The organism is Ruegeria sp. HKCCA5839, from assembly GCF_013035585.1.
Classification (GTDB): Bacteria; Pseudomonadota; Alphaproteobacteria; order Rhodobacterales; family Rhodobacteraceae; genus Ruegeria.
On the sequence record NZ_WQIE01000007.1, the window covers coordinates 61,222 to 74,564 of the forward strand.

Annotated in this window: 11 protein-coding genes; all 11 read left to right on the top strand. The window is 58.3% G+C overall.

The features are described 5' to 3' along the window. The first annotated feature begins 203 nt into the window (after nucleotides 1-203). The 11 genes from urtA to GOV38_RS17395 all read left to right on the top strand — a co-directional run bounded on the left by urtA (nucleotide 204) and on the right by GOV38_RS17395 (nucleotide 13,342). Nucleotides 204-1,478 carry an urea ABC transporter substrate-binding protein gene (gene urtA / locus GOV38_RS17345; protein ID WP_171207991.1) on the top strand — a complete coding sequence of 425 codons (1,275 nt, stop codon included), beginning with the start codon at nucleotides 204-206 and terminating at the stop codon, nucleotides 1,476-1,478. Between the two features lie 77 nt (nucleotides 1,479-1,555). Next, nucleotides 1,556-3,508, top strand: coding sequence for an urea ABC transporter permease subunit UrtB (gene urtB / locus GOV38_RS17350; RefSeq protein WP_171208358.1), 1,953 nt, complete (start codon nucleotides 1,556-1,558; stop codon nucleotides 3,506-3,508). A gap of 10 nt (nucleotides 3,509-3,518) precedes the next feature. Beyond that, nucleotides 3,519-4,772: an urea ABC transporter permease subunit UrtC gene (gene urtC / locus GOV38_RS17355; protein WP_171208359.1), complete on the top strand. Its 1,254-nt coding sequence runs from the start codon at nucleotides 3,519-3,521 to the stop codon at nucleotides 4,770-4,772. Continuing rightward, nucleotides 4,769-5,509 (top strand): urea ABC transporter ATP-binding protein UrtD, encoded by a 741-nt coding sequence (urtD, locus tag GOV38_RS17360; protein WP_171207992.1) that lies wholly within the window; start codon nucleotides 4,769-4,771, stop codon nucleotides 5,507-5,509. Before urtC ends, urtD begins: the two co-directional genes overlap by 4 nt. 1 nt (nucleotide 5,510) lies before the next feature. Then, nucleotides 5,511-6,206, top strand: a complete 696-nt coding sequence (urtE, locus tag GOV38_RS17365; protein WP_171102100.1) for an urea ABC transporter ATP-binding subunit UrtE — start codon at nucleotides 5,511-5,513, stop codon at nucleotides 6,204-6,206. Nucleotides 6,207-6,413: 207 nt separating this feature from the next. Continuing rightward, complete coding sequence (locus tag GOV38_RS17370) at nucleotides 6,414-6,971, top strand: DUF2087 domain-containing protein (RefSeq protein WP_171207993.1); 558 nt, start codon at nucleotides 6,414-6,416, stop codon at nucleotides 6,969-6,971. Nucleotides 6,972-7,031: 60 nt separating this feature from the next. Further along, on the top strand, nucleotides 7,032-8,762 hold the full coding sequence (locus GOV38_RS17375; RefSeq protein ID WP_171207994.1) for an ATP-binding protein: 1,731 nt from the start codon (nucleotides 7,032-7,034) through the stop codon (nucleotides 8,760-8,762). Then, on the top strand, nucleotides 8,759-10,099 hold the full coding sequence (locus tag GOV38_RS17380; protein WP_171207995.1) for a sigma-54 dependent transcriptional regulator: 1,341 nt from the start codon (nucleotides 8,759-8,761) through the stop codon (nucleotides 10,097-10,099). Before GOV38_RS17375 ends, GOV38_RS17380 begins: the two co-directional genes overlap by 4 nt. A 121-nt stretch (nucleotides 10,100-10,220) precedes the next feature. After that, nucleotides 10,221-11,231: a TRAP transporter substrate-binding protein DctP gene (gene dctP, locus GOV38_RS17385; RefSeq protein WP_171102024.1), complete on the top strand. Its 1,011-nt coding sequence runs from the start codon at nucleotides 10,221-10,223 to the stop codon at nucleotides 11,229-11,231. A gap of 66 nt (nucleotides 11,232-11,297) precedes the next feature. Beyond that, nucleotides 11,298-11,936, top strand: a complete 639-nt coding sequence (locus GOV38_RS17390) for a TRAP transporter small permease subunit (protein ID WP_171213023.1) — start codon at nucleotides 11,298-11,300, stop codon at nucleotides 11,934-11,936. 5 nt (nucleotides 11,937-11,941) lie between these two features. Then, nucleotides 11,942-13,342: a TRAP transporter large permease gene (locus GOV38_RS17395; protein WP_171207997.1), complete on the top strand. Its 1,401-nt coding sequence runs from the start codon at nucleotides 11,942-11,944 to the stop codon at nucleotides 13,340-13,342. Nucleotide 13,343 lies beyond the last annotated feature (1 nt).

The following is a 13,343-nucleotide window of genomic DNA, read 5'->3' on the forward strand; positions in this document are numbered from 1 at the left end:
AACACCGGTCGTGGGACTCTGACCCGACCGCATCACTGACTTAGCAAGAGCGTGCGCCGCCTGGCGGCTTAAAAAATGTGCGAAGGTGTCCGGCCTAGGAACCAGATGACTCCCTCGCACACCGCAATTTTGCGTAGGGGGTTATATGGGGTGTTTCGATGTCCTGAACAACCCCGCTGCGCATCGCAAAAAAGGAAACGCTGATGCACACCAAACTTCTCAACACAACTGCTGCTGTCCTGTTCGCAAGCGCCCTGCCTGCGCTGGCAGATTGTCCGATCAAGGTTGGCGTCTTGCACTCGCTGTCCGGTACCATGGCGATTTCGGAAACTACGTTGAAAGACACTATGGAGATGCTGGTCGAACAGCAAAACGAAGCGGACGGCTTGCTGGGATGTGAGCTGGAAGCCGTTGTTGTTGACCCGGCATCCGACTGGCCTCTGTTTGCTGAAAAAGCGCGTGAACTGCTGACCGTTCACGAAGTAGACGTGATTTTCGGCAACTGGACTTCGGTATCGCGCAAATCGGTTCTGCCGGTCATCGAAGAGCTGAACGGCCTGCTGTTCTATCCGGTTCAGTATGAGGGCGAAGAAAGCTCGAAAAACGTATTCTACACCGGTGCCGCCCCGAACCAGCAGGCGATCCCGGCCACTGACTACTTCCTGGACGAACTGGAAGTTGAGAAATTCGCGCTGCTGGGCACCGACTATGTCTATCCGCGGACAACCAACAACATTCTTGAAAGCTATCTTCAGCAAAAAGGCATCGCCGAAGAAGATATCTTTGTGAACTACACCCCGTTCGGTCACTCGGACTGGTCCAAGATCGTGGCTGACGTCGTTGCTCTGGGTGCAGACGGTAAGAAAGTTGGCGTGATTTCGACCATCAATGGCGACGCGAATGTGGGCTTCTATAAAGAGCTTGCCGCCGCAGGGATCTCGGCCGATGACATCCCGGTTGTTGCCTTCTCGGTTGGTGAAGAAGAACTGGCCGGTCTGGATACCACAAACCTTGTTGGCCACCTGGCAGCCTGGAACTATTTCCAGTCGGCAGACAGCGAAGCCAATGAAGGCTGGGTCGAAGCCTGGAAGGCGCGTATGGGCGAAGATCGTGTGACCAATGACCCGATGGAAGCCCACTATATCGGCTTCAACATGTGGGTGAATGCGGCGACCGAAGCCGGAACCACAGATGTGGATGCTGTTCGCACCGCAATGTACGGGCAGGAATTCCCGAACCTGACCGGTGGTACAGCCGTGATGCTGCCGAACCACCACCTGGCCAAGCCGGTTCTTATCGGTGAAATCCAGGAAGACGGTCAATTCGACATCATCAGCCAGACCGAAGAAGTTCCGGGTGATGCGTGGACAGACTATCTGCCCGAATCCGCCGTTCTTGTATCGGACTGGAAAGAGCTGGGTTGCGGTATGTACAACACCGAAACCGAAAGCTGCGTTCAGATCAAATCGAACTACTAAGATCTGAACCTGAAATACTCGGGGCGCGCGCGCTTAGATGCGTGCCCCGAGACCCAATGCTGAGGTCTTCCTAAATGATGCTTCCGTTCAAGCGGGCTGTGTTGGCCCTGCTGATCCTTGCGGCCCCGACACTGCTGCAGGCGCAATCAGCCGAGGCTCCGGTGCAGCAGGTTTTGCAAACCCACGCCGACGTCATCGTCAAATCGTCGCGCAAGACAATCGGCCCTGCCATTGATGCGCTGGCTACAAGCGGTTTGCCCGAGGCGCAGGTTGTGCTTGAACGCTGGCAGGCGAAAGACATGTGGGTCAACAAAGAGACCGGTCTTTTCGTTTTTGCAGAAAAGGCAGATGGCGGGTTGCAGCTGTTTGACGTGTCGGACGGATCAGAGATCGGCATCGCAGACAGGAAACAGTTCAAGCAGTTGAAACCCAATTCGGGCATTCGGGGCATGATCGCATCTGCCCTTGTGCAGTTCCGCCTGAATGATCCAAACCCGGAAAACCGCGCCGACGCGTTGACGGCGATCGAACGAGATGCAGAAGCGTCTCATCTGGCTGCGCTGCGCGGTGCGATTGATACTGAGGATGACGCAGACCTGAAGGCCCGCAAAGAACGGCTGGAGCGTCTGTTGACGATCCGGTTCGATGAAGACGAAGCCGCGCGTTTGGCCGCCATCGAGAGCTTTGCCGGTGATTTGGGTGTGGACGTGCGCGCCACGCTCAATCCTCTGGTTGCCTCTGAAATCCAGACCGCCCAGCAGATCCCCGACGGGGCTGTTGCGGTTAAGGTCGGCTCGGACGATCTGACCCGTGATCAGGCCTATGATCTTCTCGTTGATGCAGGTTTTGCACCTGCGCTTGTTGATAGCGCTACAGTCAAAGAAACATTGATCGCCAATATCTCGGGCGACACGGTTGCAGGCGTTCAGGTCGCCAGTTTGAACGAAGACGCCGCGCGGGCTGCGGCTTACCAGCTGTTGGCTGAGCAGGGCCTGGCTGACCCTCTGGTCACCCAGAATGAAATAGACAAGGCGATTGAAAGCCACAGTTTCTTTCGCGTCTATGTCGGAGCCCCTCTGCCCGTCGCATTGGCCGCGCAGGCCACATTGCAAGACATTGAGACACAGGTGGCGCTGAACCAAACCGTCGATCTGGTGCTGGACGCGCTGTCTCTGGCCTCGATCTATTTTCTGGCCGCGATTGGCCTTGCCATCACCTTTGGTGTGATGGGCGTGATCAACATGGCGCATGGTGAGTTCATCATGATGGGCGCCTACACCGGATATGTTGTGCAGCTGTTCATTCCCGACCTGACCCTTTCAATCCTTGTCGCCATTCCGTGTGCGTTCATGGTGACATTCGGAGCAGGTGTGTTGATGGAGCGGCTGGTCATTCGCTGGCTGTATCACCGCCCGCTTGAGACGTTGCTGGCCACCTTCGGGGTGTCCATTGCGTTGCAGCAACTGGCCAAAAACATCTTTGGCACACAGGCGCGTCCGCTGACCGCTCCGGCCTGGTTGGACGGATCGATGGTGATCAATGACATCGTTTCGATCAGCTATATCCGCATCGCAATCTTCATTCTGGCGCTGTTGTTCCTGGCGCTGTTTCTGATCGTCATGAACCGCACACGGCTGGGGCTAGAGGTGCGCGCGGTCACTCAGAACCCGCGTATGGCCGCGTCGATGGGGATCAACCCCGACCGGATCAATATGCTGACCTTCGGCTTTGGCTCGGGCATCGCCGGTATCGCGGGCGTGGCGATTGGGCTTTATGCCAAGGTCACCTCGGAAATGGGGTCCGACTATATCGTGCAAAGCTTTATGACCGTGGTGGTCGGCGGTGTTGGCAACATCTGGGGCACGCTCTTGGGTGCGACCATGGTGGGGACACTGCAAAAAGGGATCGAGTGGCTGAACCCGTCGAACACACTCGCGGCGCAGACCTACATGATCCTCTTTATCATTCTGTTCATCCAATTCCGGCCGCGCGGCATCATCGCGCTCAAGGGCCGGGCGGCGGAGGCGTAACATGGTTGAGATGACCTCTACCGCCTTGCCGCGCCGCAAACCGCTGGTGCTGCGTTACCCGTCGGTTGCGATCTTTCTGATCATCTTGTCGCTGTTCACGGCAGTGGTCACGATCCTGGGCGAAGGGTTAGGGATCGGAGTGATCTCGACCAGTTTCATCAAGACGCTGGGCAAGACGCTTTGCCTGTGTCTTGCGGCTTTGGCGATGGATCTGGTCTGGGGCTATACCGGCATCCTGTCGCTTGGGCATATGGCCTTCTTTGGCATCGGTGGCTATGCCATCGGCATGTGGCTGATGTATGCGCGCACCGAGATCATCGTGCGCGACAGTCTGGCAGCCGCCGCCCTGCCGCCCACGCCACAAGAGATTTCAGATGGCATCGCCACGCAGATTTTTGGCGTTGTCGGGGCTTCAGAATTCCCACCAATCTGGAGCCTGGCCCATTCCTTCCCGCTGCAACTGGCGGCAGTGGTGCTGGTGCCGGGTCTGCTGGCCTTTGTCTTTGGCTGGCTGGCCTTCCGCAGCCGGGTCACTGGCGTTTACCTGTCGATCCTGACGCAAGCCATGACATTGGCCTTGTCGCTGTATCTGTTCCAGAACGACAGCGGATTGCGTGGCAATAATGGCCTGTCTGGCCTGCAAAACCTGCCGGGGCTTGAGGATGTTCCGCAATCAACCGTGTCGATCCTGTTCTTCTGGGCCTCAGCGCTGGCGCTTGGACTGGGCTATGTGCTGTGCGCCTGGGTCGTGTCGGGCAAGTTCGGATCGGTGATCCGCGCGATCCGCGATGACGAAAGCCGGGTGCGGTTTCTGGGCTATTCGGTCGAGGCCTATAAGCTGTTCATCTTCACCTTCACTGCAGTGATCTGCGGTATCGCAGGCGCGCTCTATTACCCGCAAGCCGGGATCATCAACCCGGCCGAGATCGCGCCCATTGCGTCCATCTATCTGGCGGTCTGGGTGGCCATTGGAGGGCGTGGGCGCTTGTATGGTGCGGTGATTGGTGCAGCCTTTGTGTCGCTGCTGTCGACCTGGTTCACCGGAGGCCAGGCGCCTGACATTTCGCTTGGGTTCTACACAATCCAATGGGTTGACTGGTGGACCATCCTGCTGGGCCTGTCCTTTGTTGCGGTCACGCTCTTTGCGCCGCGCGGCGTGGGCGGTCTGATCGACCGGTTCACCGAGCGTCGCGCACCTGACAGGCATGGCGCCGATCTTGGGCCTGATCTTGGATCCTTGCAGGAACGGGAGGCGGATAAATGAGCACGCTTCTTGAAGTGTCCGGCGTCTCGGTCAGTTTCGACGGCTTCAAAGCCATCAACAACCTGACCTTCCAGATCGGCCCCGCCGAAATGCGGGCGGTGATCGGGCCCAACGGTGCGGGCAAGACCACCTTCATGGATATTATCACCGGCAAGACCAAGCCCGATGACGGTCATGTGCTGTGGGGGGACAAATCCGTCTCGCTGTTGTCGATGACCGAAAGCCAGATTGCGCAAGCCGGGATTGGGCGCAAGTTCCAGCGCCCGACCGTATTCGAAGACCAAAGTGTCGGTGAAAACCTGATGCTGGCGCTGAAGAACAAGCGCAGCCCCTTTGCTGTGTTGCGGTTTAAGCCCAGCCAGAGTGACCACGAAAAGGTCGCGCAATTGGCCAAGGAGATCGGTCTGGAACAGGCCTTGGACCGCAAATCCGGTGAATTGAGCCATGGTCAGAAGCAATGGCTTGAGATCGGGATGCTGCTGGCGCAAGACCCGCAGCTCTTGCTGGTCGATGAGCCTGCCGCTGGTATGACGCCGGCTGAGCGTGAGCATACGACCGAAATTCTGGTTGAAGCCGCCAAAACCCGCGCCGTGGTGGTGATCGAACATGACATGGAGTTCGTGCGGCGCCTCAATTGCAAAGTAACCGTTCTGCACGAAGGTTCGGTTCTGGCCGAAGGCTCATTGGATCACGTCACACAGGACGAAAAAGTCATCGAGGTGTATCTTGGACGCTGATTTGCTGAGTGTTTCCGATCTGTCGCTGCATTATGGCGGCAGCCAGATCCTGAACGGTGTCGAGTTCTCGGCCAAGCGGGGGCAGGTGACCTGCGTGATGGGCACAAACGGGGTGGGCAAAACCAGCTTGCTCAAGGCGATCTCGGGTGTGCATTCGCGCAGCGGCGGCAGCTATCAGCTTGACGGTGAAGATATCGGCAAGGCCTCGTCTTTCGAGCTGGCCAAGAAAGGCGTCGCCTATGTCCCGCAAGGGCGCGAGATCTTTCCTTTTCTGACCGTGCGCGAAAACCTCGAGACCGGATTTGCCTGCCTGCCGCGCAGTGAGCATTCTGTACCGGATTACATCTTTGACCTGTTTCCGATTCTCAAAGAATTCCTGCCGCGGCGCGGCGGTGACCTGTCGGGCGGGCAACAACAACAGCTTGCCATCGCGCGTGCCTTGATCACCAAGCCCAAGCTTTTGCTGCTGGATGAGCCGACTGAAGGGATTCAGCCCAATATCATCAAGCAGATCGGCGAGGTGATCCGCCTGCTGCGCGATCAGGGCAATATGGCCATCGTTCTGGTCGAACAGTATTTCGACTTTGCCTTCAATCTGGGCGACAGTTTCCTGGTTCTGGAACGCGGCACGCCCGTATTGCGCGGCAGCAAGGCCGAGATTGCCGAAGATCAGCTGCGACAAGCCGTTTCGGTCTGACCCGCCAACGCGCCCTCGACGCACGGGCTTGCGCAGATCGGGCCAACGGCGTAACACTTTGGTACGGTTGACAGTCACCGAGGCGTCGCTGCTCTGATCTGAGTGCTAAAACTGTCCACATCATACAAACGACATCGCATTCACTTTGGCGTCGTTTCGTTAAGCCAGCGACCGACGAAGCATCAGCACGCCAGAAATGGATGTAAGATGAGCAAAAATCCAATACCGCTTCACGTTGAAGACCTTTCGGGATTCACGCGCGCATTGTCAAAGCAACTGGCCGCGCAAAGCCCGTCTCATCTGCTGTTGATGAACATGGTGGCTCGCGCGGCGGGGTTTCAGAATGTACAACATATGCGCGCGATTTCCGCGGCCAGAACGCGGATGCAGAACCGGCCGCATGAAGACAGCGTTGACGCGCGTTTGGTCGAGCGGGTTTTGAACCAGTTCGACGCGCAGGGACGCCTGCGCCAATGGCCGTCGCGGCGCAATGTGCAGACCATGGCACTGTGGGCCCTTTGGGCGCGTTTCCCCGCCCAGAGGGAGATGCCCGAGAAAGCTGTAAACGCAGCACTTGGGCAGGAACATCTGTTCAATGACCCGGCCACGCTAAGGCGGACGATGATTTCCTGCGGGTTGATGACGCGACAACGCGACGGCAGCAACTATTGCCGTGTCGAACAGGAACCACCCCCTGACGCCAAAGCAATCATCCACGCCCTGAGTGCCCGGCGCAAGATGCGGAGCCCGATAGGAGCATCATAGCAAAGGATGGACGGGCCAATGTGTCTGTGATTGTATGCGACCGCTGTGGATGGGCCGTCAATGCGATCAACCTCATATCTTGCCGTAAGCGTCGTGGGCGCCGTTGCCAGTCTTGGCATCTATCTGATGTCCTATTCGTATTTCCTGTCGGAAGAGCTTGAGAACATGCAGGGGCGCTTGTCGCTCTATCAAAGCTCGGTCTCGGGTGAGCTGGAGCGGTTTTCACACCTGACCTATGTGCTGGCGCAGGATTCCTTTGTGATCGGAACGACGCAGGGCGATGCGACCGGGGCCTTGAATCGCAGGCTTGAGGATTTTGCCGATCAGGCCGGTCTGGATGCGATTTATCTGATGGATGAACAGGGCATCACCATCTCGGCCTCGAACCACCGCGATGCGGGTAGCTTTGTGGGTCAGAACTATGGATTCCGGCCCTATTTCCAAACCGCCTATGCCGGCGATCAGGGCCGGTTTTACGCGATCGGAGCGACCACAGGTTTGCCGGGTTATTTCATTGCAAATGCGGTGCGGGGGGATGGACCTGATCCCATCGGCGTTGTCGCGATCAAGATCGACTTTTCCGATCTGCAAGACAGTTGGCGCCAATCGGGCGAGCAGGTTTTGCTGGCCAATGAAGATGGGGTGGTGCTTTTGTCGTCAGACCCGGGCTGGCGCTATCGCGTGCTCAGCCCTTTGACCTCCACGCAACAGGAAAAGATCAAGGAGGCTCGTCAATTTCCGGGGCAAGATCTTGAACCACTGGACTGGAGCGAGCTGCCTGGGGATCAGGCTCGGATTTCTGGGGTGAAACGCCTGCATCTGGCGGCGCGTGATCTGCCCCATGGCTGGTCGCTGCACTATTTCGCCAGCGATGATCAGGTTGTTGCGCGCAGTTGGCTGGTGACGGCGCTGTTTGTGCTGATGGCCGGGGCTGCGTTCATCTTTTTGCAGGTTCAGCGCACGCGGCGGGTGGGCGCGGCGCTGGCACGGTCGGAACAGGAAGAGGCGCAGTTGCGGCAGGCCAACGAGCGGCTGGCGGTGGAAATCGAAGATCGCAAGACCGCCGAACGGCGCTTGAAACGCACTCAGGGTGAGTTGGAGCGCGCCAGCCGGTTGGCGGCACTTGGCCAGCTTTCGGCCTCTGTCACTCATGAGCTGGGCCAGCCGATCGCTGCCATGCGCAACCATCTGGTCGCGGCCGAGATCGGATCATCGGGTCAAACCGCGCTGACACAGAAAATCGGTGGTCTGGTGGATCGAATGGAAGGCATCACGCGCCAGTTGCGGTTCTTTGCGCGCTCTGACACCGAAGCGTTTGGTGATGTCGATCTGTGCGCCTCGGTTGATGCCGCGCTGGCTCTGCTGGCGCCGAATATCGAGCAATCGGGTGTCAGGGTCCAATTTGATCACCCGGATCAGCCGGTTCTAATCCGTGGCATTGCCCTGAGGATCGAACAAGTGATCACCAACCTGCTGCGCAACGCCATCGATGCGATGGACGACACGGACGCGCCGGAAATCCATATCTCGGTCACCCGGTTCGATCATGAGGCTATACTTGAGATTTGCGATAACGGTCATGGTTTGGGCGACGCCACCCTGGCCGAGTTGCAAGAGCCGTTCGTGACCACCCGCGAAAGCGGGCGTGGGATGGGTTTGGGTCTGGCCATTTCGGCCAGTATCGTCAAGGATCACGATGGCACGATGACAGCCCAGAACCGTGAAAGCAGCGGCACGGTATTCCGAGTGACATTTCCCACGGCACTCAGACCCGAAGACACAGACGCATGACCCAACAGCAACCTTACCGTGTTCTGATCGTCGATGATGACAAATCGATGCGCTTGTCGCTGGTCGAATTGCTGGAGGCCGCCGGATGGGCGGTGACAGCGGTGCCGCGCGCGGCCCAAGTGGTCGAGCACCTTGCCAAAATCGTGCCCGACGTCATCCTGTCAGATGTGCAGATGCCGGGCATGTCGGGGCTTGATCTGTTGGCCAGCCTCGACAAGCAGATCGCTCCGCCGGTGGTCTTGATCTCGGCGCATGGGGATATTCCGATGGCGGTTCAGGCGATCCAGGACGGGGCCTATGGGTTCATCGAAAAACCCTATGAGCCCCGCCGTCTGTTGACCGTTCTGTCCCACGCGGCCGAGCAGAACCGGATGCAGCAAAGCAATTCGCGGCTGAAAGACCGGCTGTTCAAACTGTCCGGTCTTGATCGCGTTCTGCTGGGCCAATCGGACGGGATTGCAGGGTTGCGACAAACGGTTCTGGACCTTGCCGATACGGCGGTGGCGGTGCTGATCCAGGGGGAAACCGGGACGGGCAAGGAGTTGGTTGCCCATGCTCTGCACGATCTGGGCGGTGCGCCCGATACGCCTTTTCTGGCGCTGAACTGCGCCGCGCTGTCTGCCGATACGTTCGAAGCAGAGATGTTCGGGGTCGCGGGCACATCCGACGGACGGTTGATCGCGGCGTCGGGCGGTACTTTGTTTCTGGATGAAATCTGTTCCTGTCCGCTGCCGGTTCAAGCCAAGTTGCTGCGGGTGATAGAAGATCAGCACGTTCTGCCGGTTGGGGCGGTCACGCCTGTGCCCGTGAACCTGCGTATTCTCTCTGCCACAAACGAAGATCCTGTGAAGGCCGCCAAAGAGGGCCGGTTGCGCCAAGACCTACTCTTCCGTCTGAACACATTTGTCCTGACGCTGCCACCCTTGCGCCAACGGCGCGACGATCTGGTTCTTCTGGTAACGCATTTCCTGAATGAATTCGCGCAGGTTTACGAGATCGACGCTCCGGAACTGGATCAGGACGACATCGCAGCGCTGCTCGCCCATCACTGGCCGGGAAATGTGCGCGAGCTGCGCCATGTCTGTGAAAGGCGCATCCTGACAGCGCGTCGAGGCGGTGGGTCTTTGGCTTTGGCCATACAAAGCGATCAGAATTTCGATGATGTGCCTGATACGCTGCGCGAGGCCGTGGCTGCGTTCGAACGTGAGTTGATCGGCAAGGCGATCAAAGCCCACAAAGGCCGCATGGATGCCGCCGCCGAGGCATTGGGGATCGGGCGGCGCACTCTGAACGAAAAGATCGTCAAGCTTGGGCTCGACAAGGATGCATTACTGTAATCCAAGCGCTCTGCGGAAATCCGCAGGGCAGGGCGGGTTGATGGCGCATATTCCCACATAGCCACCTTGCACTAGCTTTCGTATATTGACGAAAAAATCGCGTGATCTGGGAGGAACCACTATGCGCAAACATCTGAACCGGGCAGCTATTGCTGCCCTGACGCTGACCTTTGCATCCGAAGCCTTGGCGACTGAATGGAACGTGTCCTTGTGGGGCAAACGTCGCGCTTTTACCGAGCATGTTGAAAAGCTGGCAGAACTGGTCAGCGAAAAGACCAATGGTGAATTTACGCTGAACATCAGCTATGGCGGCTTGTCCAACAACCGTGAAAACCTGGACGGTATCTCGATCGGCGCGTTTGAGATGGCACAGTTCTGCGCGGGCTATCACCGCGACAAGAACCCCTCGATCACCGTGCTGGAACTGCCGTTTCTGGGCGTAACTTCTTTGGAGCAAGAGGTTGAGCTGTCGATGGCGGTGTACCAGCACCCTGCTGCCATCGAAGATCTGGGCCGCTGGGATGCGACCCTGCTGATGCCGTCGCCTCTGCCGCAATACAACCTGGTTGGTGTGGGCGACGCACCCAAGTCACTGGCGGATTTCGAAGGGCTGAGCGTCCGCGCAACCGGCGGTATCGGTGCCGCGATGGAAACGGTTGGGGCTGTCCCCACCTCGATGTCGGCCACCGAAGTGCGTCAGGCGATGGACAGCGGTATCGTCAAGGCCGTCAGCTTTGCGCCCCACGCTCATATGTCCTTTGGTACAATCGAAAACGGCACGTGGTGGACAACCAACCTGAACCCGGGCACCGTGAACTGCCCTGTTGTGGTCAACACACCCGCGCTCGAGGCACTGTCGGATGAACATCGCGAAGCGCTGATGGGCTCGGTTCAGGAAGCATTGGATCACTATGTGAACTATTACGAGTCGCAAACCATGCAAGCCTGGGGTCCCGAACTGGACAAGCGCGGCATTGAGCGCGTGACCTTTACCGACGAAGAGATCGCCGCCTTCAAAGAAGCCGCTGCAGCCCCGGCCGCAGAAGCCTGGATTGCCGAAAACACCGAGCGTGGCCTGCCCGCACAAGAGCTTTACGACCTTGTGACCGGCAAGATCGCAAGCGGCAGCTAAACCACTCTGCACCCGGCGACCCGTTCGCGGGCGTCGGGTGCCTTTTTCTGACAGCGGAGCATACCGATGGCCGGGTCATCCCTGGTGCTGTCCGACGACAGCCGCCTGAGTATCATTGATCAACGTCTCTATAAGCAGGAAAGCTTTCTGGCTCTGATCAGCGGTCTTACCGTTTTTGTCCTCATGCTGATGGCCGTGGTTTCGGTCGGCGGCAGAAATTTCGCGAACGCGCCGCTGCCCGGATATGTCGACTGGATCGAACAAGCCATGCCGCTGATTGCGTTCATGGGGATTTCCTACGCGCAGCGGGATGGCGGACATATTCGCATGGATATGTTTGTCGGCGCACTGAAAGGGCGGGTGCTCTATATTGTGGAGTTTGTGACTACTGCGTTCATCTTCGCGCTGATCATCTTGCTTATCTGGGGCAGTTGGGCCCATTTCAGCCGCAGCTTTGATTTCGGCGCCCCACTCTGGAGCCGCGACAGTTCCATCGATATCGGCATCCCGCTCTGGCCCGCCAAGCTGTTGGCCCCGGTGGCCTTTAGCGTCTTGTGCCTCAGGCTTGCACTGCAACTTTGGGCTTACGGCCGCGCCATTCGAAACCCCAGTGATGCTCCAATCGCTGTGCCCCTGATCGCAGATGCCGCAACCCAGGCTGCGATGGAAGCCGAGCACGTCTCGGGCAACGAAACCAAAGGTTAGGTCACATGGAACCGATTGATATTGGCCTGATCGTTTCAGGCGGAATGCTTGTTCTTGTTGTGCTGGGCATGCGCGTGGGCTTTGCGGCTGCCATGGCCGGTATGGTGGGCCTGATCTGGATCTTCTGGGCGAAGTTTGGTTATGACCCAGGGCGCTTTGGCCAGGCGGTAACAGTTGCCGTCAAGACCGCAGGGCAGGTGCCTCATTCCAAAGTGTCGAGCCAGGCGCTGAGCCTGATCCCGACCTTCATTCTGATCGGCTATCTGGCCTACTATGCGGGTCTGACTACAGCTCTGTTCGAGGCCGCCAAACGCTGGCTGGCCTGGGTGCCGGGCGGGTTGGCTGTTTCGACCGTCTTTGCCACCGCAGGTTTTGCCGCCGTATCCGGTGCCTCGGTCGCGACCTCGGCGGTGTTTGCCCGGATTGCCATCCCTGAGATGCTGAAGATCGGGTATGACAAGCGCTTCGCAGCTGGCGTTGTTGCGGCAGGGGGCACCCTGGCCTCGCTGATCCCGCCCTCGGCCATTCTGGTGATCTATGCGATCATCGTTGAACAGGATGTGGGCAAGCTGCTGCTGGCGGGCTTTATACCCGGCATGTTCTCGGCTGTGATCTATGGGTTGCTGATCATCGGCATGGCCGTTGTGATCAAAGGGTTCGGCCCGGCGGTTACAGGCTTTACCTGGAAAGAGCGCTTTCTGTCTCTACCACCTGCCTTGCCGATCCTGATCGTGGTGATGACCATCATCTTCTTCGTCTACAACCCCTTTGGCGGGGACGCGTGGGGCACCCCAACCGAAGGTGGGGCCATTGGTGCCTTTGTTGTGTTCGTCATGGCTGTCTTTCGCGGAATGCGCTGGTCACAGCTGAAGGATGCGCTGCTTGAAACCGCAAAGCTGAGCGTGATGATCTTTACCATCATCTGGGGCGTGCTGATCTATGTCCGTTTCCTGGGATTTGCACAGCTGCCCAATGCGTTCTCGGACTGGATCACCTCGCTTGAGATGTCGCCAATGCTGATCTTGATCTGCATCCTTCTGGCCTATGCGGTGCTGGGGATGTTCATGGATGCCATCGGAATGCTGCTGCTTACTTTGCCGGTCGTCTACCCCGCCGTCATGGCGTTGAACGGGGGTGAGGCGGTCAGCGCGGCGGACAGCACCTTTGGGATGTCGGGCACCATGTGCGCCATCTGGTTTGGCATATTGGTGGTCAAAATGGCCGAGTTCTGTTTGATCACGCCCCCTATTGGGCTGAACTGCTTTGTTGTCGCTGGCGTGCGCGATGATCTAAGCGTTCAGGACGTGTTCAAAGGCGTGACCCCGTTCTTTCTGGCCGATGCCGCAACAATCGCCCTGCTGGTTGCCTTCCCTTGGATTGTGCTCTGGCTGCCAAGTCAGGTCTGAC

Bases quoted from the DNA above. Each gene is read 5' to 3' on its own strand.
- urtA (WP_171207991.1), top strand. From the start codon at position 204: ATGCACACCAAACTTCTCAACACAACTGCTGCTGTCCTGTTCGCAAGC.
- urtB (WP_171208358.1), top strand. From the start codon at position 1,556: ATGCTTCCGTTCAAGCGGGCTGTGTTGGCCCTGCTGATCCTTGCGGCC.
- urtC (WP_171208359.1), top strand. From the start codon at position 3,519: ATGACCTCTACCGCCTTGCCGCGCCGCAAACCGCTGGTGCTGCGTTAC.
- urtD (WP_171207992.1), top strand. From the start codon at position 4,769: ATGAGCACGCTTCTTGAAGTGTCCGGCGTCTCGGTCAGTTTCGACGGC.
- GOV38_RS17370 (WP_171207993.1), top strand. From the start codon at position 6,414: ATGAGCAAAAATCCAATACCGCTTCACGTTGAAGACCTTTCGGGATTC.
- GOV38_RS17375 (WP_171207994.1), top strand. From the start codon at position 7,032: ATGCGATCAACCTCATATCTTGCCGTAAGCGTCGTGGGCGCCGTTGCC.
- GOV38_RS17380 (WP_171207995.1), top strand. From the start codon at position 8,759: ATGACCCAACAGCAACCTTACCGTGTTCTGATCGTCGATGATGACAAA.
- dctP (WP_171102024.1), top strand. From the start codon at position 10,221: ATGCGCAAACATCTGAACCGGGCAGCTATTGCTGCCCTGACGCTGACC.
- GOV38_RS17390 (WP_171213023.1), top strand. From the start codon at position 11,298: ATGGCCGGGTCATCCCTGGTGCTGTCCGACGACAGCCGCCTGAGTATC.
- GOV38_RS17395 (WP_171207997.1), top strand. From the start codon at position 11,942: ATGGAACCGATTGATATTGGCCTGATCGTTTCAGGCGGAATGCTTGTT.